Source organism: Acinetobacter johnsonii (assembly GCF_048551975.1).
Lineage (GTDB): Bacteria > Pseudomonadota > Gammaproteobacteria > Pseudomonadales > Moraxellaceae > Acinetobacter > Acinetobacter johnsonii_A.
Window position 1 is genome coordinate 65,781 of sequence record NZ_JBIMCF010000011.1, and the last position, 19,853, is coordinate 85,633.

Below are 19,853 nucleotides of genomic sequence, written 5' to 3' on the forward strand. Positions count from 1 at the left end.
GTAATTAAGAGGCTTTAGATTGTTTTGCTTTTAAAATTTCCGTTCTTAAGCTTTGTGCCAATTCTGCAGACTCAGCACCCATGCCATTGACCATAAAGGCATGGCGGGTCAAGACATTAGTTGGATTAGGTAAATTCACCAGTTGGTAACTTTCAGAAATGTGTTTCAATAATTCGTTGCTTAAATGTATAGCACTTTCTTTAGCAGACAACTGTTGGACCAAACGCTCAGCCGCTTGATTTGCAGATAGTTGCATTGCATCGACTGCGGTTGAAATGCCACAACGCGTTTGTAAAACAAAGCGCTTTTCTTCGCGGTAACGTTTATACAAAACCTCAGATAGCAGTTGGAACACACTGCTGATCATCATTAAACATGGAACTGCATTCGGTGTGTCTGTCGACATGCTGAGGGTAGCACCATGCTCATTAAAGGATTGAACTGTAGTGATGTCGGAGCTGTTGAGTTTGTAGTGTTTTAGACAAAGTTCTGTGCTTTTATTGAGGAAAATTTGACACAAATTAAAGTATGGAATCGACACGGTTTTATTCACTGAGTCCATCAATTGTTTCGGGTCATAAAATTGAATATTGAGCGCAACCGAATGATTATCCACGATCACTGGTTTCTGTTCTTTAGGTTTCGCACTGGTTTTGATTTGTTGTTGTGCTTGGGCAATCGCGACTGCCGTATGGTGTTTCTCTTGTTCAAGCGTTTGCGTTAAAACTTGAATTTCATGTTTTAAGCGGGATTCATTATTGATCCGTGCCAAATATTCGGTACGGCTTGGGCGCGCAATGGCACGATAAGCTAACCACAGTAAACCATGAATCGCTAAGGACAATAAAATCGCTAACCACTGAGTCCGTAAAATCTCACCAATACTTGGTTTGATGAGTGTGATCTCAATACTACCCACTTTCTTTTCATTTTGCAGCGCATCACGGACAAACACTTCGCCATCACGAGTTCGAACTTGGCCGCCTGTCGCTAGGACTTGATTATTGGCATCCAAAATACGAATGGAAGCTACGCTTGGGTTGGTCGCATAGCGATCCACCAAAAGCGCAAGTGAAACCGTATTGGCAGGCTCCAGCTCTGCAAGACTGTCTGTGACCAATTGAGAGGTCATCAGTTGGCCTTGGTTGGCACGGTTTTCACTCAGTTGATGAGTTGTTGCCAATACCAATAAAAAGGTATGTAAAGCAAAACTTACAATTAATAGGCTAGCAAATAGCCCTTGTCTAGGCGCATTCAACGTAAACTTCCAAAGAAAATATATTCAATTTCGATTATGATTCTAACAATAGTCGTAGCTCAGACCCGAGTCAATTCATGCGAGAAATCATTCTTATTTCATTTTTAGGACCAGACCAGCCGAATCAGTTCACTCGATTAATGCAGGTATTGTCCACTCATTCACTACAAATTTTAGATGTTGGACAAGCAGTTATTCATAACCAATTGACCTTGGGTATAGTTGTTTCTTCAGATGACCAAACCGCAACGGCTTTGGCGATGAAAGAAATTCTAATTTTAGCACATGATATTGGTTTAACTGTACGTTTTAAACCAATCACTACAACTGAATACGACCAGTGGGTGAGCGAAGGTGGAAGAACGCGTTATATTGTCACGGCTTTGGCGCCAGAGCTTGAGGCGTCTCACTTACAAGCAGTTACAAATATTGTGTCCAACCAAGGTTTCAACATCGAAACCGTGACCCGTTTGTCAGGTCGTCCAGTCTTAAATGGCGAAGTCGATGGACCGAAACGCGCCTGTGTTCAATTCGGTTTAAGTGGTCAAATGCTGGATGCCGCAGCCATGCGTGCAGCCTGTTTACGTTTGTCACATGAACTAAATGTCGATGTAGCGGTACAAGAAGACAATGCCTACCGTCGTAACCGCCGTTTGGTTTGTTTTGACATGGACTCGACCTTAATCGAGCAAGAAGTGATTGATGAGTTAGCTATTGAAGCGGGTGTTGGCGCACAAGTCGCTGAAATCACAGAACGTGCAATGCAGGGTGAGCTGGATTTCCAACAAAGCTTCCGTGCACGTGTCGCACTGCTCAAAGGAATGGATGCTTCTGTCCTACCTAAAATTGCAGAACGTCTGACCGTTACAGAAGGCGCTGAACGCTTAATTTCGACTTTAAAAGCGTTGGGCTACCGCACGGCTATCTTGTCGGGTGGTTTTCAGTACTTTGCTGAGTATTTACAAGCCAAACTTGGCATTGATGAAGTGCATGCCAATGTCCTAGACGTTGACAATGGGTTGGTGACGGGCGAAGTTAAAGGTCACATTGTCGATGGTGCACGTAAGGCATTATTATTACGTGAGTTAGCGGATAAGATGGGCATTTCTCTTGAGCAGGCGATTGCAGTTGGAGATGGTGCGAACGATTTACCGATGCTGTCGATTGCTGGCTTAGGTGTAGCTTTCCGTGCGAAACCGCTGGTGAGACAAAACGCCAATCAAGCCATTTCAAGTGTCGGCTTAGATGGTGTGTTGTATTTATTGGGTGTGCACGATAAAGATTTAAATCGTGCTTAAAGCATGTGCCTGTTATAAAAAACGCAGCCTTTGAGCTGCGTTTTTTTGTTGCAAATTTATGCGAAAAACGATGAGCGGTCAGTGAAAAATGTTGATAAAAACAACGAGCAACAGAATCGAAAAAAATAATTTTAACCGCTGAAATTAAGGGTTTTATTTTGTAATGACACGCCAAGACCGAGCGCATCTTTGTTTTGGAAAAGTTCAAATCTAAAAAAATGTAATGACAATATAATATGGCGACAAGGTATGTCGCATTCTAAAAATACAAGCCTTTTTTTCTTCTCAAAACTGCTCATAATGCATGCATAGAGTTTGAAAGCTACACAATCCATTAATTTTAAACGGTATCGGGGATGAGTTCAGCACAGTGTATCAGTCGCCTGAATTTATCTTAGACGGAGGTTTTTATGGTAACAGCGAATTTAGCAACCATTGTTGGCTTGAGTTTAGTCGCCGCTGCGTTGATTGCTGTTTTCTTTTCGCCTTATCGTCGCTGGTTGAGTTTTATGGTGGCAGGTATGGCGTTTTGGGGAATATTGGAAGTCATTCGCCTAGGTGTGCAAGCAGTGTTTGAAATGCCGATCACTTATAGCTACTTAACTGCTTTAACTTCAGCGATGCTTATTGTGACGATGTTACTTCTACGTGAAGACCGTCGCGCAGAACGTGCAATAGCGCAGCGACGTTGTATTGAACATACACCTGTATATGAAGATGACCAACAGCAGTGTTCTAGCCGCTAAGTCATAGCCTCATACCGTAAAAGAAGATGCCCTTTGCATCTTTTTTACGTTCTTACATGATTGTTATACAAAGCCTAGCGGTAAAAATGGTAACTTGTGGTAGCATTGAAAACAGTCAATTTATCAACAATTACAATAGGCTTTCATGTCATGAAACTATCTTCAATTCCTGTGGTAAAACTTCCATTGGTTGATGTCAGCACGGATCCGCTGGATTTAATGGTTACTGGTTTGGCACTTCGTATGAAACAGCTGGCGCGTACAAGTCCAAAATTTATTGAATTAGTTCATGAACGTCAGTTCCGTATTCAAATTGGTACGGATTTAGGTATGGCACGCCAAATTATTGTGAATAATGGTCAGATTGATACCGTTTCAGGTGATGTTGAAAAAGCAGATTTTATTTTACAGTTTGCGGACAGTGAGCAGGGTGTGAAAACTCTAATCAAAGGCGACCCAACCGCATTTATGACGGGCATGCAAAACGGCAGCATTAAAATGGAAGGTGATTTTGGTCTATTGGTTTGGTTCAACCAAGTTGCAAAATTGGTTCCACCAAAGCTACCAAAGCCTGTGAAAGCAAAAATTAAAGCCGCTCGCGCGTTTTTGAAAGAAAAAACCGGTAAATAAAAAGATTTTTTCAACGTCTCGATTTCTGCTCCTTTATAAAAGGGAGATTAAGCGCGATGAAATTGAAAAAGCCCTCCATCGAGGGCTTTTTTATGCATAGTGCTTTTATTCGACTTCTAAATTGAAAGTCACGGGTCCATCATTGACCAAATGTACTTTCATGTCGGCAGCAAAAATACCGGTTTGCACATGCTCAAACTGGGTCTTAGTATATTCAACCAGTTGTTCGTATAAGACTTGAGCATCATTTGGTGGCATTGCTGGTCCAAAGTCAGGACGTAAACCTTTTTGGGTTTGCGCCATCAAAGTAAATTGAGAAACTAGAAGAATTCCACCACCGGCTTGGCTGACATTCCAGCCCATTTTGCCTTGTTCGTCGTCAAAAAAACGATATTTTAAAATTTTATCGATCAGTTTTTTACCTTTGTCTAAAGTGTCTTCTTTCCCAAGACCTAAGAAAACCAAGATACCGTGTTGAATTTCACCTTTGGTTTCACCATCGACCACCACTTTGGCTTCGAGAACGCGTTGTAATAAGGCCCGCATGACTGATTCTATCTACTATTTGATTGTGCAGACTGAAATTGTAGCAAACCAAGTGAAGCACAGTAGAGTTATCGATTGAAAAAACAAGACCGTTGCGTTGATATCTATAGCAATGTTTAAGTAAAGGAACATAATCCAAGAACGATCTCAGCAAAGACCTCAACACTTGGATCCTAAATCAAGAGAAACAAGAGATGTACTGAGTAATTGGTCGAATAGCAAGACTGAATTACCAAAACATGGCTATGCTGTTTAAAAAAATGTGCTTTAATGCAATAAGTTGCTAAAAATCGAAAATGATATGTCTGCCATCATCCAATCCTTATTAGATACTGATCTGTACAAATTTACGATGCTACAGGTGGTTCTGCATAAGTTTCCCCAAGCGCATAGTGTGTACCAGTTCCGTTGTCGCAATTTGGATGACACTGTTTATCCTTTAGTCGACATTCTTGATGATTTAAATCACCAATTAGATTCGCTCTGCCAATTACGTTTTCAAGACGATGAGCTGCAATACCTGCGTGGTTTGCGCTTTATCAAAAGTGATTTTGTCGATTATTTAGAGCTGTTTCAGCTCAAACGCCGTTTTATTGTGGCCAGTATCGATAACCAAGGCCGTTTAGACATTCGAATTGAAGGGCCGATGGTTCAAGCCATGATGTTTGAAATCTTTGTGCTTGCCATTGTCAATGAGCTGTATTTTCGCCGTATTCGAACGGATGAGGTCATGGCTGAGGGCGAACGTCGCTTACAGGCCAAAGTGGCTTTATTAAAACACTATGAAACATCGCAAACGCCAAATGATCCCCCATTTTTAGTTTCTGACTTTGGTACACGGCGCCGCTATAGTTTGGCGTGGCAAAAACATGTGATTGAGGTGTTTAATCAAGCTGCACCACATATTTTCCGTGGTACCAGTAATGTCTTAATTGCGAAGCAATTGGGCCTAACCCCGATTGGGACCATGGCGCATGAATTCTTACAAGCATTCCAAGCGCTAGATGTACGTTTACGTAATTTTCAAAAATCAGCACTGGAAACGTGGGTACAAGAGTACCGTGGTGATTTAGGTATTGCTTTGACGGATGTGGTGGGGATGGATGCATTCCTGCGTGATTTTGACTTGTACTTTGCCAAGCTATTCGATGGCTTGCGTCATGACAGTGGCGACCCTTATGAATGGGGCGATAAAGCCTATGCTCACTATAAAAAGCTGAAAATTGACAGTAAAACCAAAATGCTGACCTTTAGTGATGGACTGAATTTAGAGAAAGCGTGGGACCTGCACAACTATTTCAAAGACCGTTTCCAAGTCAGCTTCGGGATTGGTACCAATTTGACCAATGATATGGGACAAACGCCATTAAATATTGTGCTTAAATTGGTCGAGTGTAATGGCCAGTCGGTTGCGAAAATCTCAGACAGTCCAGGCAAAACCATGACTGATAACGATACTTTTTTGGCGTATTTACGTCAGGTTTTTGAGATTGCTGAAACAGAAGCCAATTAATCCAGAATATATACCATGCCAGAATCCGTTCTGGCATGGTTGTATTCAAAAACTAGTGAATAGTGAGATCTATAATTCTGCTAAAAGAATGCAAAAAATCAGAATAATTGTAAAAATGAGTTGTGCTAAGATCAAAGCATAATCTGAAAACATACGAAATAATATGACACATTCTGCCTTTGATTTTGGCTTGTTGATAGACGCAGAGCAGTTGGTTCCGCATTTAGGTAATGACAAATTACGCATCGTCGATTTAAGTCGAGCTTCAGTCTATGACCAATTGCATATTCCACATGCTTTGCATTTAAAGCCGAAATTTTTGGTGCGCCAAGACGAACAAGCCACGGGATTACTTCCCGATGTAGAAGGTTTACAAGAGCTAATTCGTTATCTGAATATTTCACCCGAGCATCATGTGGTGGTTTATGATGATGAAGGTGGCGCTTGGGCGGGACGCTTGATTTGGAATTTACACTGCTTAGGTTTTGAAAATACCAGTCTGCTCAATGGTGGAATTCATGCATGGCTTGCAGCAGGACTTCCAACCACTTCTGAAGTGGGACAGTTTGAACCTGTCAGCGCCTTGGTACAGGTCGATCAAGCCAAAATACAGCAGTATCGAATTGAATATGCTGAGTTATTAGAGAAAGTTCAAAACAGCGAAGTCCAACTCTGGGACTGCCGAACAGAAGACGAATATACCGGCCTGCGTCTTGCAGCGCGACGCGGCGGTCACATTCCAAATGCACTTCATTTTGAATGGAGTACTGCCCTTAACCGTGAAAATCATTTAAGATTGCACCCTTTAGAACGCACGCAGCAACGCTTAGAACAATTGGGTTTTAACTTAAATGAACCTGTGGTGGTGTACTGTCAGTCACATCACCGTTCAGGACTGGCTTATATTTTAGGTCGTTTATTGGGTTGGAATATTCAGGCGTATGACGGTGCGTGGAGTGAATGGGGCAACCGCCTCGACAGTCCTATCATTACCGGAGAGATGCCGTCTTGAGCCTCACATCACGCTTAAAAAAACAAATTTTCATTCAAGCTCAACGTGTTGTACCGCAACATCAGTTATCACGTGTCGTGGGCAGAGTCGCAGCCAGTGAAAACCCGATTGTGAAAAATGCAGTCATCGCGGCTTTTAAAGCACAGTATGGCATTGATATGTCGATTGCTGAGCAGAGCAATGCACTGAAATTTAAATCTTTTAATGAGTTTTTTACCCGTGCATTAAAAGAGGGTGTACGTGATATTGATACCGATGCGACCAGTATTGTATCGCCTGCGGACGGTGCAATTTCACAGTTGGGTCCCATTGTGGAAGGTGATATTTTCCAAGCCAAAGGGCAAAAATTCACCGTTGATAATTTAATTGCAGATCCGCAGTTGGCTGAACCATTTAAAAATGGTCAGTTTGCAACGGTGTATTTATCGCCTAAAGATTATCACCGTGTGCATATGCCATTTGCAGGTACATTGACGGAAACCTTATATGTGCCGGGTGAATTGTTCTCGGTCAATCAAACCACTGCTGAAAACATTCCAGGCTTGTTTGCCCGCAATGAACGTATGGTCTGTTTATTTGATACAGAAATCGGCCGTATGGCCGTAGTTCTCGTTGGCGCCATGATTGTGGCGGGGATTGAAACTGTTGCAACAGGAAAAGTGAAGCCAACTGGTCGTTTAGAACTAAATCAGCATAATTTATTCTTGGACAAAGGTGCTGAACTTGGGCGCTTTTACTTAGGCTCAACCGCTGTGGTACTGTTTGAAAAAGACAAAATGACGTGGGATGCAGCCTTTAAAGCCAACTCGACTGTGGTGATGGGTGAAGCGATGGGGCACACGCTTTAATCTCGGTCACCGTCCTTGTTAAACGGACGGTGAGAGACAAAAAAAGCACCGATATCGGTGCTTTTTTTATGTTTCTGAAGAAAGGTTTATTCAGGATTATAGGTACGTTCTTTGGGAAATATCACTTTAAAAATAGAGCCTTGATTTTCTTTGGATTCAATTTCTAAATGTGCTTGGTGCTGCATTAATACGTGTTTCACAATTGCGAGGCCTAAGCCTGTGCCACCCGTTTGACGGCTGCGTGCACTGTCGACACGGTAGAAGCGTTCGGTTAAACGGGGTAGGTGCTTAGGATCAATGCCTATACCAGTATCTTCCACAGTAAAATAAGCCTGTTCACCATTGTCATGCCAACCCATGGTCACTGTTCCGCCTTTCGGCGTATATTTGATGGCATTGGTAATCAGGTTACTAAAAGCACTGGCCAACTCCATATCTGAACCGATCAAGTCGCAATGACTGTCGATGTCGAGATTGAGCGTATGCCCATAATCAATATTATAGGCATGTGCATCGTCATAAAGTTGGTTCATTAAGCTCGGCATATCAATGATTTGATTTTTAGCAATTTGCTTGTCATTTTCTAAGCGTGACAGTAATAGCAAATCATTCACCAAGGCATTCATGCGTTTGGCCTGTGCCTGCATTTGGTCAAAGGCCCGCTTCCAACGTGGGTTGAGGTCTTCTTGGTCGGTAAAAGTCTCAATATAACCACTGAGTACCGTTAGCGGTGTGCGTAGTTCATGTGAAATGTTATCGACAAAGTCTTTACGCATTTGTTCGAGATTGTGCATGCGGGTCACGTCATAGGCGACCAGTAAACGACTTTCACCCCCAAATCGAGTCATTTTGACTTGAACATAATGTTCATCAAAACTGGATGACTTCATTTTTAAGCCATCTGGTGCAGCATCAATATTATTGTAATAATCAATAAAACTTGGTTGGCGTAATAAAGTCAAAATATTACGACCACGGTCATTTTGTTCGATGCCTAATAACCGTTCTGCGGCAGGGTTCCACCATTCAATTTGTTGCATGTCATCAATCAGTACCACGGCTTCTTGCAAAGCGACCAATGATGACTGCACCCGATCAATCAATCCAACCATTTCCGCTTGTACAATCCGTTCTTGGCGCTGTGCCCGATAAACATTGAACAATAATGCCCCCCAAATGCCCCCCAGATTGGGTGGAACTTCGTAGGGACGATTGGAAATCCAGTCATTGACTAAATACAAAGAGCGCATTTGCAGAATAAAAAAAACTGCAAAGGCAACCGCGATACACGTCCAAAAATAACCGACGCCAAAGCCAATTAAGCTTGCAATCAGCAAGAAAAAGGCAAGGAGACGTAAGTCCTGTTTGGCAAAGCCCCATAAACTGCTGTATCGCGTTTTTTTATGCTCGCGCGCAAGTTCAGGAACCGGGTAGGGTTCATACATAAAACAAAACTAACCTAGGGCGATATCCGCACGTGTAGAGAATCGATAGCCTGTACCCCGAACTGTTTGCACAAAGCGATCCGCCGCATAAGGCTCAAGCACTTTACGTAAACGGCGAATATGCACGTCAATGGTACGGTCTTCAATATACACGTTTCCGCCCCAGACTTGGTCAAGAAGTTGTGCACGGGTGTAGGCACGTTCAGGATGAGTCATGAAGAAGGCCAGTAAACGATACTCAGTGGGCCCCATGTCGAGGAAATTATTGCCAAAGCTTACCCGTTGGCTGACAGGGTCTAAGATTAAGCCATTGGCATCAATTGATTTTTCACCGCTGAGCGCATTAGCGCGGCGTAAAACGGCTTTAATGCGTGAAACCAATTCACGGGTCGAAAACGGTTTGGTCATGTAGTCATCGGCACCAGCGTCCAGACCTTGTACTTTATGGTCTTCTTCACCACGTGCCGTGAGCATAATCACTGGAATTTCAGAGAGATTTTCATCGCGCTTGAGACGGCGACATAAATCTACACCACTGACACCACCGGGCATCATCCAGTCGAGCAAGATCAAAGCAGGACGCTGATCCACAATCATTTGGTGGGCTTGTTTTGCATCTTCTGCTTGTAAGCATTGAAAGCCTGCCATATCCAACGAGGTGTGAATCATTTCTCGAATGGGAAGTTCATCATCGACGATTAAAATGTAGTCATCTTTCACAACGCAATATCCTATTGTAGGTAACGGCAGGCCGTTTTAATTTTATGACAGGCTTATTACAAAGATTAATTATGACAGTATCATTGCAAAAAACAGACGATTGATGAAATTTGCAAAAAAATGTGACAAAAAATCGTCATATTGGGATTCAAAATTAATGGAAGTTTAATCTAAATTGCATTCGAAAATGCCGATCTCATCCAAGTGAAAAGTCTTAGACATCCAATTTTGCCCGTGCATTCGGGTCTGAAAAGGTTTCTAGGAGTGAAATAAACACAATACGGCTGGAGGTTAACACTTCTTCAAAGGATTGTTTAAACCCACTGACCACCCAACGGATCGCAATTTGTGTGACATAGCCATTGAGGCCTGTGGCGACCAGCGAAATTTCTCGTTCGGACCGGTTAATTTGCGGCATCATCAGCATCACAAAGGCTTGAATCATCCGGTCAAAACGGGTCATGGTTTCATGAATGGTGGCTTGGTTATGTAATTCTTGCACCAACATCGCATCGATATAAATAATACGCGCCATGCGGGGATTGTCTTTTAAGGTAGTAAGCAGGGCACGCAGTCCAGCATCAATCATTTTATGTGGATCTGAAGAGGCTTGCATGATGGCTTGCATGACATTGTGCTGTAACTCATCGATCAGCTTTAAAAAAATAGTTTGAAACAGTTGCTCACTTTTTTTAAACGACTCATAAAAATAACGTTCAGTGAGCTTGGCTTCATTACAAATATCTTTCACCGTCACGGCAAAAAAGCCGTGAGTGCCGTAGGCTTCAATTCCTGCTTCAATCAGTTTTTCACGACGCAGCTGTTTACGTTCAGAAAGCGATAAGCCCTTGAATTGTCTTTCTTTGGTTTTATTGTTATCGCTGTTTTGTTGTACTGGTTCAGATGCCGTCATCAGATTTCATCGCCCTATTTTAAAGCCAAGGTTTTGCATAGTTTAGCAATAAACCACGACTCTACCTATGCGTAGGCTTTAATCTCTAGCTGGTTTTCATAGACTTGACACTTTTGGCTATTAAATTTATGACAATTGATATTGTCAATTATAAAAAAAGCATCTACAGTCGATGTACAAAGATAAAGGACAACCACAATCTCATGAAGAATTTTAAAAATAAAGTTGCGGCAATTACAGGTGCAGGATCGGGTATTGGCCAACAATTGGCACTTTTATTGGTCAAGGCGGGCTGTCATGTGTCATTGAGTGATGTCAATGAACAAGGGTTGGCGAAAACAGTTGAACTGCTACAAGGCACCAATGTACGTGTCACCACGAAAAAATTAGACGTCTCAGACCGCTTAGCGATGCAAGCGTGGGCTGAAGAAACCGTACAAAATCATGGTTCTGTAAATATGATTTTTAATAATGCTGGCGTTGCTTTGGGTTCAACCGTAGAAGGTGCATCCTATGAAGAGCTGGAATGGATCGTGGGGATTAATTTCTGGGGTGTGGTCTATGGCACCAAAGAGTTTTTGCCTTATATCAAGAAAACAGGCGATGGGCATATCATCAATATTTCCAGCCTATTTGGCCTAACCGCTCAACCGACTCAATCTGCTTACAATGCCACTAAGTTTGCGGTGCGTGGCTTTACCGAGTCATTACGCCAAGAGTTAGATATGGAAAACTCTGGCGTGAGCGCATTGTGCGTGCATCCGGGTGGGATTCGAACCAATATTGCCAATGCTGCCAAAGTGAATGACAGCTTGCGTAGCATCGGGATGAACCCTGAGAAGTCTGCGCAAACCTTTAATAAATTATTACGTTGTCCACCTGAAGAAGCAGCGCGTCAAATTTTAGAGGCGGTACAAAAAGACAAGCGTCGTTTATTGATTGGCAATGATGCGAAAACGCTAGATTTGATTCAGCGCATCTTACCAACGGGCTACCAAAAAGTGACGGCTTTTGCGACCAAATTAAGCCAAAGAAAGTCTTAATGTCGTGATGTAAAAAAACCGCCTTGGCGGGTTTTTTTATGCTTAATTTTAAAGAGTGTCATGATCAAAAAACTGTTTTATTAAATATCCGTTGAGCTTCAAATGAGCGTTTCAATGGTCTTTTTCTTCCAAACAAATTGATAATAAAGCCCCTGCATAATGCATAAGCTGACAAAAGCCAGTGCATAAGCATACCAAATACCTTGCAGTCCCCACCATTCACTAAATAAGTAGGCACAGGGCACTTCAATCGCAATAATCGCAACGATATTGATCACCATGGGCATGGTGACCGTACCACTGGCCCGCATAATGGAGGCAAAAATGGCACTGGCACCAAAGAATAAAATGGACCACAGCACAATAAATAACAGCTGCTGCCCCAGCTCAACCACCGCATGGTCCGTGATAAACAGTGCCATGAGGTATTTGGAGAAGAGGTAGGCCAAAACCACCAGAGAGCCTGTAATGATAATGTTCATGCCGAGTGCGGTACGCGTGACTTTGGCCAATAACTCGGATTTGCCTGCGCCAATGGCTTGTGCACCAAAAATCGATGCAGCAATGGCAATCGACAGGGCGGGGAATTGAATATAATTCAGAACCTGATTGACCGCACCATAGGCTGCGGTCGCATCGGCCCCATGGCGGTTGACTAGGCCCACAATCACAAGGCCCGCAACCGAGGTGGTGATCATTTGAATGCCTGTTGGAACCCCTAATCGCAGAATGATTTTACTCAGCTGGCGGTCAAAGCGAATATGACGTAGCAGTTGTGCATCGAGTCTGAGTGGGTGCTGTTTATAGTTCAAATAGAAATATAAAAAGGTCAGCACGGAAACAAAGCCTAAAATGGTCGCAATGGCAGGCGCAACAATCCCCAGTTTGGGAAAGCCGAAATAACCAGCAATCAGAACTGGCGTGACACAAAGCCCAATCAAGATGGTCATGCCAGAAGCAATCAGAGGTGTCGTACTGTCTCCGACACCGCGTAAAATTGAGGTATAAATAATATATACAAACAGGAGGGGGCTACCTGCCAACATCCATTGCACATAAGGTAACGAGAGATGCATGACGTCTTCATCGATACCCAAAGCCGATAAAATTGGTCGCGCAAAAATCCCCCCTAAAAATGCAATAAAGCTGCCACCAATGAGGGTCATAAAAATAGTGGAGCCGACCACCGCACGGACTTTTTCAATATTTTGTGCGCCCCATGCTTGGCCAACCAAGACGGTCGACCCCGCTGATAGTCCAATTACGAAGGCCATTAAGCAAAACAGGATGGGGAAGAACACTGCAACCGCTGCAATCGCCTGCACCCCCATCATCTGTCCGACAAAGATGGTATTAATCGTACCCGACAGATTTTGCAGAATATTGGTGGCAATCAAAGGCATCAGGAAAATAAAAAAGGCTTTCCATAGCTTTTGCTGTTGCACCAACGGGGTGTGTGCTGACATAAGTCATCCTGAGGTTATTTTTGTTACATTTCTAAGGCTTACCCTAGCATAGTTCAGTGTTGAAAAGCCGATGTATTTCAGTAAGCGAAGTCGGTTCTTGTGCAAAAGCAAAGCTGAAAAAAGATTTAAACGCTTTGCAAAATTTCAGCTGCCTGAGCCAAGGTTTGATCGGTCTTGGCAAAGCAAAAACGAATCATGCGCAAAGCCTCTGGGGCCTGCTGATAAAACACCGAAACAGGAATGCCAACAATGCCATGCTGCTCTGCCAGAAAGCGGCAAAATTCAACATCATTTAAATCGGGACGAATGTGGCTGTAGTCGACATTTTGAAAGTAAGTGCCTTGTGAAGGCAACCATTGAAAGCGTGAACCAGTTAAACCCTCAATAAAACGATCGCGTTTTGCTTGATAAAAGCCCGCTAAGTTTTGAATATGCTCAGGATGTTGCTGCATATAATTGGCCAAAGCCAGTTGTACTGGGGTGACTCCGCAGAAGTTGGCAAACTGATAGACCTGACGGAACAGTTGCATCAGCGCAGGTGTAGCGACGCAGTAGCCGGTTTTCCAACCCGTCACATGAAAGGTTTTACCAAAGGAACCCACCACTACACTACGCTCACGCAGTTCAGGAAAAGACAGCGCGGAATAGTGACGTTGGCCATCAAATACCAGATGTTCATAGACTTCATCAGACAGGACTAAAATATTGGTGTCGCGAATCAGTTCAATCAGCGTCAACCAATCTTGCTTGCTCCAAATGGCACCACTCGGGTTATGTGGTGTGTTGATAATGATCAGTTTAGTTTTGGCCGTTATGGCTGATCTGACCTGTTCCCAATCGACTGAAAAATGCGGGCACTGGAGCGTAACATGAATGGCTTTGCCCCCAACCAAAGCCACACTTGGCGCATAGCTGTCATAACTGGGGTCAAAAATGATGACTTCATCGCCCGCATGAACCACGGCTTGAATGGTAGCAAAAAGGCCAATAGTTGCACCTGGGGTGATGGTAATTTCAGTCATCGGGTCAAGCTGAATCTGATCGCGTTGTGCAAATTGCTGCGCCAGTTGCTCGCGTAACAACCAGACCCCATCGCCCGGAGCATACTGATTAAAACCACTTTGAGTGGCCTGTGCTAAAGCATCCAGCAGTTCAGCGGGGCCTTCGAAGTCTGGAAAACCTTGAGATAGATTTAGGGCATTTAAGCGCTGTGCCATGGCAGTCATGGTGCTGAAAATAGTGACGCCTTGTGCAGGCAGTTTAGATGAAGGCAACTGAATCATGAATGCTTAAAAGTGTGTAAATATCAGCCCAAAATAGCATATTCATCCCCTTTTACTTATGCAAATTTTGCATGTAGGTCAGGGGTAAAGCATGCATTTTTGTGGATTGCTTTTATAAGAGCTGTTCAACTACCGCGCGAATAATCCCCAGTGCTAAGCCAATAAATGTACCGACTACCACACCATTGACCCGAATCATATGCAAGTCGCCACCAACTTCATTTTCGATCTTGTCAATCATCACACTGGAGTCCCATTCGTGAATACGTTCACTGATAAAACGAATGACTTTTTCGCTGTATTGGTCGCTGAGATTGACTGCAATGCCGCTGAGGCGTTGATTGAGCAAATCTCTGACGGCTTGATTGGAGATGATGTTTTCCCCAATTTGTTGAATGGATACACGGATGTTCTGAGCAATGCCAGAGTCTGGTTTTTGTAGGTCTTGTTTAATGGCATCACATAAAATGACTACTGCACCGCTAATAAAATTCAGCACTTGTGGGCTATCTAGCAGGGCATCTTTGGTTTGGTTTAAACGCTGGCTGGCTTTACTGTCGGTGTCTGCCAGTTCGAGCATGAGCGCGTGCCCTATCGCTTCAATCTTTTGACGCCACGGATGCTCAGGATCGGCCAACATAGACTCGACTCTTTGAATGAGAGAGTCGATAGTTCTTTGCTGCACATCGATGCCAATCCAACTGGCCCCTTTGGCCAATTTCCAGACTCCGAGTTCTTTGAACAAGGTTCGGGTTAACTCACGACTTTGTTCAGGATGTTGGGTCATCCAGTCATGTGCCAAGTCGAGTCCGCGTTGTAATACATCTTGATGGAAATCATTTTCTAGCACTGCACGCAGCATTTCACTGGCCAAATGATTGACCTGAGTGTTACGCACCCACTGCACGCTGTTACTTTGGATAAAGCGTCCGATTTGTTCTTGGCCCACAAACTCAAAGACTTTAGGCACCGTTTGTTGAATGACTTGGGTGACTTGCAGATTGTTTTGTGGATTGGCGAGCCATTGGCCAACCGCCAAAGACAGGTCGATACTTTGCAGGCTTTTTTCCACCACTTGTGGAGAAAGAAAATTCTCTTGTACAAAGCGGCCCATAGACTCTGCAATACGGTCTTTGTTACGGGGAATAATTTCGGTGTGATCGCGTAAAAACTTTGGAATTGGCATTTTCCCAAAGGGATTACGGAACAGCACAGTAATGGCATACCAGTCAGCCAAGCCGCCGACTACACCTGCTTCTGCGGATAACATTAAAATATGAATGACCCAGACTTTGTCTGTGGGGACAAACTTGGCAACGACCATCAGCAGCAGCCATGTCACCACTGCTGTGAGCAGGGCAGTGGTGGCAAAGCGTTTACTGCGTTTCAGACTCGATGGGACGGCTTGAGGTTCATTCATAGGCAGGCTCTATGCTTTATTTACTGGTCGACGCTGGACTGCTCGGTTCAGGCGGTGGGAGCACTTCACCGGTTGGACTCAAACCGTATTTTCCACCCAGCGATTTTAAAATCAGCGTGGCATCAAAGGCATCGCTTGGTGCCGATTTTTGGTCTTTAAAGCATTGAATGCTATATGACACTTGCAAAGGATCAATGTCGACTACACGTGGTACATCGTAGAACGGATCAGGCCAAAAGGCTGGATGGCGAGAATAATAACCATATGGGTAGTAAGGCATTGGGTTTGAATACACCACGGCTTGTCGGGGTGGTTGGTTTTGGTTGCTCGGGTCATTCAGTACTTTAAAAAAGCGATAACCATTTTGCACTGTGGTTTGCGCGGCTTTGACTAGGGTAATTTCTTCAGCCGTGCCATAGCTCATATTTGGGCGAGCTTGGAAGCTGATGCGATAAGTCGAGGTGTTTAATGGCGTATTACTAAACCGACCTAACTGGTCGAAGGTTAAGGGCTTTGAGGGGGTAGAGGCACAGCCTACTAAACTCAGACCCGTCGCCAGTGCACAGGCGATTAAAATTTTCTTCATGAGATAGACTCCTTAGCACACAGGGAGAAGCCGAACAGTTAAAAATGGCTGTTGGGCTGAGTCAAAAAATCCAGTTCTTCTTGGCTTGAGTTGCGGCCAAGGACTTGGTTCCGATGTGGATAGCGTCCAAAACGATCGATAATCTCTTTGTGACGCTGTTCAAAATCTAGGTTAATCGGATTGCCTAAGTCTTCGAACAATTTTAAAGCATATTGATGAATAAGTTTCGATTCACTATGCATAAAGGGCATATATAAAAAACTACGTTGTATGGGTGGCAGCGCTGCATCCAGTTGTAGCGTGATGGCTTCTTGCGCCAAAGCTAAGGCCAAGGCATCTTGAGCAAAGGCCAAAGGACTGTTCCGATACAGGTTTCTCGACAGTTGGTCGAGCACAATAATTTCAGCCAAACGCCCTTCAGTACTACTGCGCCAAGACCATAGCTCAGCATGCGCCGCTTGTTGATGAATTGTCTTAAATTTTTCTTCGATGAGTTTATCGAACGCATCATTTTGTCTAAACCACCAGTTTTGGTTTTTGGGATCGAACCAAAAATCTAAAATTTCTTGATAATTCATAAAGTTTACAATTCTTTAGCATTTATTCTTCAATACAATCACACTTTTGACCTGTCTAATAGCGTAACTTTGTGATAAATATTTTCCGAAAAAATAGAACAGGTGGTTTACTTGAAAATAGGACTGGGTGTAATGTGCCGAATTAAAATCACGTTATACTGATATAAACTGATGATTTTATTTTATTCGTCGTTGTAATTGTTTCTTCCAAAAAGTGAGATTGTAATGGGTCAACCCGCATCTAAATCTAAAGCTGTGTTACCGAATTGGGTCAATTCATCACTTTTGCAAGGGATGTTACGCGGGATTGAGCGTGAAAGTTTGCGCATGCAAAGTGATGGCTTTTTATCACAAGCCGACCACCCCGAAGCTTTGGGTTCTGCGCTGACTCATCCGCATATCACGACGGATTATTCGGAAGCTTTATTAGAATTTATTACGCCGCCACAGCCTAGCATTAGCGAGGCGTTGCATTATTTAAAAGACATTCATAGCGTGGCGCATCGTCATTTGGAAAATGGTGAAAAGCTCTGGCCGCTGTCGATGCCATGTATGTTGGATGACAATGACGATAAAATTCGCTTAGCCCAATATGGCAGCTCAAATATCGGGAAGTTCAAGACCTTATACCGTCATGGTTTAGGGGTACGTTATGGTCGTCGTATGCAAACCATTTCAGGTTTACACTATAACTTGTCTTTTCCAGATCAACTGTTTGAACAATTACAACAACATGAAACAGATGAAGCACTAAAAGCCTTATCTGCACAAGACTATCGTAGTCACCGCTATTTTGGTTTGATCCGCAATTTTATTCGTCTCACACCGTTGGTGATGTTTTTGGTCGGAGCAAGCCCATCGGTCTGCCAGTGTTTTATGACAGGGCGTGAACATCATCTGTTGCCATTGCTACGCGGGACCTTGTATTTACCGTATGCGACTGCTTTGCGCATGGGACGTTTTGGTTATCAAAACTCAGCACAAAAGCAGCTCGGAATTCATTACAACAATATCGACGGTTATCTCGAAGGCCTACAAAAGGCAGTCAAAACCGCTTATGCACCGTTTAGTCGCTTAGGCCTCAATGATGCGCAGGGCGAACCGATTCAAATTAATGATCATGTATTGCAAATTGAAAATGAGTACTACAGTTTGGTGCGTCCAAAGCAAGTGCCGCTAGCAGGTGAAACGCCATCACAAGCGCTGAGCAATCGTGGTGTAGGTTATGTGGAACTGCGTGCGGTGGATGTGAACCCGTATAGCCCAATTGGGATCAATGAAGATACCGCAGGTTTCTTAGAAGTATTGGCGCTGTATTGCTTACTGCTGGATAGCCCAGATTTATTACCTGCAGAGCAAGATCAAATCGAGAAAAACCAAGCGGAAGTGGTCAATCGTGGTCGTGCACCGAATGCTGCAATTGCTGTGGGTGAGCAATCGTTCCCGATTGAAGCATGGAGTCAGTCTCATTTAGAGGCGATGCAAGAACTGGTTGTGCTGTTAGATCAGTGCTATGACACCACACTGTATAGTAAAGCGATGACAGTCATGCAACAGAGAGTCGCTGAAGTTGATGATACTTTGTCGGCGCAGATGATCGAAGATACTCTGGAAGCGGGTGGGACATGGGGCTTTGGTAGCCAAATGGCTGCACAACATGCATCGAGTTATGAGCGTCATCAGTTGAGTGCAGAGACATGGGCTTATTTTGACGATTTAGCTACGCAATCACTGCAACAACAACAGCAATTAGAGCAAGACAGTCAAATGAGTTTTGAACAGTATCTCGCGCAATTTAGATAAAAAATTAAGAGGATTGACCATGCAATGGAGTTATCGCTTCGTGAGTGGTGTTTTGGTTTTAGCCAGTATCATTGGGATGGCCTTTGCCTTGTATTTAGAGCATGGCCCGCTACAGTTAAACCCATGTCCACTCTGTGTGTTCCAACGTGTGGGGTTGATTGGACTGGGGATTATTTCGCTGATTGCCTTTTTGCATAACCCAGCATCGAATGGTTTTAAACGCTTTTATGCATTTTTAGGTAGCCTCTCGATCTTATGGTCGGCGGGTGTGGCAGCACGTCACGTTTGGTTACAGAGCTTACCGCCTGATCAAGTGCCGAGCTGTGGCCCAGGCTTGGATTATTGGTTAGACACTTTGCCGCTGCGTGCTGTGTTTGAGCAAGTTTTAACAGGTTCAGGTGAATGTGCACTGGTAGATTGGACTTTCTTGGGTCAGTCTTTACCTGTCTGGTCGTTGGTGTTTTTTGTGGTACTGGCGTTGATTAGCCTGTGGCAACTGTTGCGTAAATATCCAAGCCACGCGAAGAAAAAATAATAAAGATAAAAAAAGCCAACGTCATGTTGGCTTTTTTATTGGATGTATTGTTCCGTCCTGAAATAAGTTTACACCTTAAGAGACTTATTTTATGGAACATGAACGAGAACAATGAGTTAAGCGTACACAACGTGATTATAGCTTCGCCTTTAAAATGATGGTTGTACATGAAGTAGAAAAAGGGCAAATTACTTATAAACAAGCTCAGGC

19 protein-coding genes are annotated in these 19,853 nt (G+C 43.6%); 9 read left to right on the plus strand and 10 right to left on the minus strand.

Annotated features, from left to right (window positions below; genetic code table 11):
* Positions 1 to 4: 4 nt before the first annotated feature.
* Positions 5 to 1,258, minus strand: coding sequence for a hypothetical protein (locus ACG9ZB_RS10285; RefSeq protein ID WP_419325647.1), 1,254 nt, complete (start codon positions 1,256 to 1,258; stop codon positions 5 to 7).
* Between the two features lie 77 nt (positions 1,259 to 1,335).
* Here ACG9ZB_RS10285 and serB point away from each other — a divergent pair, with 77 nt between their 5' ends.
* The 3 genes from serB (at position 1,336) to ACG9ZB_RS10300 (ending at position 3,932) form a co-directional block, all read left to right on the plus strand.
* Positions 1,336 to 2,556 (plus strand): phosphoserine phosphatase SerB, encoded by a 1,221-nt coding sequence (gene serB / locus ACG9ZB_RS10290; protein WP_419325649.1) that lies wholly within the window; start codon positions 1,336 to 1,338, stop codon positions 2,554 to 2,556.
* 410 nt (positions 2,557 to 2,966) lie between these two features.
* Complete coding sequence (gene aciT / locus ACG9ZB_RS10295) at positions 2,967 to 3,302, plus strand: ciprofloxacin tolerance protein AciT (RefSeq protein WP_419325651.1); 336 nt, start codon at positions 2,967 to 2,969, stop codon at positions 3,300 to 3,302.
* Between the two features lie 150 nt (positions 3,303 to 3,452).
* Positions 3,453 to 3,932 carry an SCP2 sterol-binding domain-containing protein gene (locus ACG9ZB_RS10300; RefSeq protein ID WP_078388280.1) on the plus strand — a complete coding sequence of 160 codons (480 nt, stop codon included), beginning with the start codon at positions 3,453 to 3,455 and terminating at the stop codon, positions 3,930 to 3,932.
* Between the two features lie 105 nt (positions 3,933 to 4,037).
* Here ACG9ZB_RS10300 and dtd read toward each other — a convergent pair whose 3' ends face one another.
* Positions 4,038 to 4,478, minus strand: coding sequence for a D-aminoacyl-tRNA deacylase (gene dtd / locus ACG9ZB_RS10305; protein ID WP_419325653.1), 441 nt, complete (start codon positions 4,476 to 4,478; stop codon positions 4,038 to 4,040).
* Between the two features lie 301 nt (positions 4,479 to 4,779).
* Between dtd and pncB the strand changes: the two genes are divergently transcribed.
* The 3 genes from pncB (at position 4,780) to asd (ending at position 7,851) form a co-directional block, all read left to right on the plus strand.
* The gene (gene pncB / locus ACG9ZB_RS10310) at positions 4,780 to 5,991 is read left to right on the plus strand and encodes a nicotinate phosphoribosyltransferase (RefSeq protein WP_419325655.1); all 1,212 of its coding nucleotides are present in this window, start codon (positions 4,780 to 4,782) and stop codon (positions 5,989 to 5,991) included.
* A 163-nt stretch (positions 5,992 to 6,154) separates the two neighbouring features.
* Positions 6,155 to 7,003, plus strand: a complete 849-nt coding sequence (locus ACG9ZB_RS10315) for a sulfurtransferase (RefSeq protein WP_419325657.1) — start codon at positions 6,155 to 6,157, stop codon at positions 7,001 to 7,003.
* Positions 7,000 to 7,851 (plus strand): archaetidylserine decarboxylase, encoded by an 852-nt coding sequence (gene asd, locus ACG9ZB_RS10320; protein ID WP_419325659.1) that lies wholly within the window; start codon positions 7,000 to 7,002, stop codon positions 7,849 to 7,851. Before ACG9ZB_RS10315 ends, asd begins: the two co-directional genes overlap by 4 nt.
* Before the next feature lie 86 nt (positions 7,852 to 7,937).
* On the opposite strand, the gene phoR is transcribed toward asd, so the two are convergent.
* The 3 genes from phoR to ACG9ZB_RS10335 form a co-directional block, all read right to left on the minus strand.
* A complete protein-coding gene (gene phoR / locus ACG9ZB_RS10325; protein ID WP_419325661.1) occupies positions 7,938 to 9,296 on the minus strand; it encodes a phosphate regulon sensor histidine kinase PhoR in 1,359 nt (452 codons plus the stop codon).
* Positions 9,297 to 9,305: 9 nt separating this feature from the next.
* Positions 9,306 to 10,016: a phosphate regulon transcriptional regulator PhoB gene (gene phoB / locus ACG9ZB_RS10330; protein WP_004691794.1), complete on the minus strand. Its 711-nt coding sequence runs from the start codon at positions 10,014 to 10,016 to the stop codon at positions 9,306 to 9,308.
* 214 nt (positions 10,017 to 10,230) lie between these two features.
* The gene (locus tag ACG9ZB_RS10335; RefSeq protein WP_159151697.1) at positions 10,231 to 10,929 is read right to left on the minus strand and encodes a TetR/AcrR family transcriptional regulator; all 699 of its coding nucleotides are present in this window, start codon (positions 10,927 to 10,929) and stop codon (positions 10,231 to 10,233) included.
* Between the two features lie 203 nt (positions 10,930 to 11,132).
* On the opposite strand from ACG9ZB_RS10335, the gene ACG9ZB_RS10340 reads away from it, so the two are divergent.
* Positions 11,133 to 11,972: an SDR family NAD(P)-dependent oxidoreductase gene (locus ACG9ZB_RS10340; RefSeq protein WP_419325663.1), complete on the plus strand. Its 840-nt coding sequence runs from the start codon at positions 11,133 to 11,135 to the stop codon at positions 11,970 to 11,972.
* 98 nt (positions 11,973 to 12,070) lie between these two features.
* Here the strand turns inward: ACG9ZB_RS10340 and ACG9ZB_RS10345 are convergent, their stop codons facing one another.
* The 5 genes from ACG9ZB_RS10345 to ACG9ZB_RS10365 form a co-directional block, all read right to left on the minus strand.
* Positions 12,071 to 13,438 (minus strand): MATE family efflux transporter, encoded by a 1,368-nt coding sequence (locus ACG9ZB_RS10345; protein WP_419325665.1) that lies wholly within the window; start codon positions 13,436 to 13,438, stop codon positions 12,071 to 12,073.
* A gap of 125 nt (positions 13,439 to 13,563) precedes the next feature.
* Positions 13,564 to 14,721 (minus strand): methionine aminotransferase, encoded by a 1,158-nt coding sequence (locus ACG9ZB_RS10350; RefSeq protein ID WP_419325667.1) that lies wholly within the window; start codon positions 14,719 to 14,721, stop codon positions 13,564 to 13,566.
* A 112-nt stretch (positions 14,722 to 14,833) separates the two neighbouring features.
* Positions 14,834 to 16,141 carry a DUF445 domain-containing protein gene (locus ACG9ZB_RS10355; protein ID WP_419325669.1) on the minus strand — a complete coding sequence of 436 codons (1,308 nt, stop codon included), beginning with the start codon at positions 16,139 to 16,141 and terminating at the stop codon, positions 14,834 to 14,836.
* A gap of 16 nt (positions 16,142 to 16,157) precedes the next feature.
* On the minus strand, positions 16,158 to 16,727 hold the full coding sequence (locus ACG9ZB_RS10360; protein WP_419325671.1) for a CC0125/CC1285 family lipoprotein: 570 nt from the start codon (positions 16,725 to 16,727) through the stop codon (positions 16,158 to 16,160).
* Positions 16,728 to 16,765: 38 nt separating this feature from the next.
* Positions 16,766 to 17,305, minus strand: coding sequence for a DUF924 family protein (locus ACG9ZB_RS10365; protein WP_419325673.1), 540 nt, complete (start codon positions 17,303 to 17,305; stop codon positions 16,766 to 16,768).
* Positions 17,306 to 17,530: 225 nt separating this feature from the next.
* Between ACG9ZB_RS10365 and gshA the strand changes: the two genes are divergently transcribed.
* Both gshA and ACG9ZB_RS10375 read left to right on the plus strand, forming a co-directional pair.
* Positions 17,531 to 19,108, plus strand: a complete 1,578-nt coding sequence (gene gshA / locus ACG9ZB_RS10370; protein ID WP_419325674.1) for a glutamate--cysteine ligase — start codon at positions 17,531 to 17,533, stop codon at positions 19,106 to 19,108.
* A 19-nt stretch (positions 19,109 to 19,127) separates the two neighbouring features.
* A complete protein-coding gene (locus ACG9ZB_RS10375) occupies positions 19,128 to 19,643 on the plus strand; it encodes a disulfide bond formation protein B (RefSeq protein ID WP_004691779.1) in 516 nt (171 codons plus the stop codon).
* Positions 19,644 to 19,853: the final 210 nt, after the last annotated feature.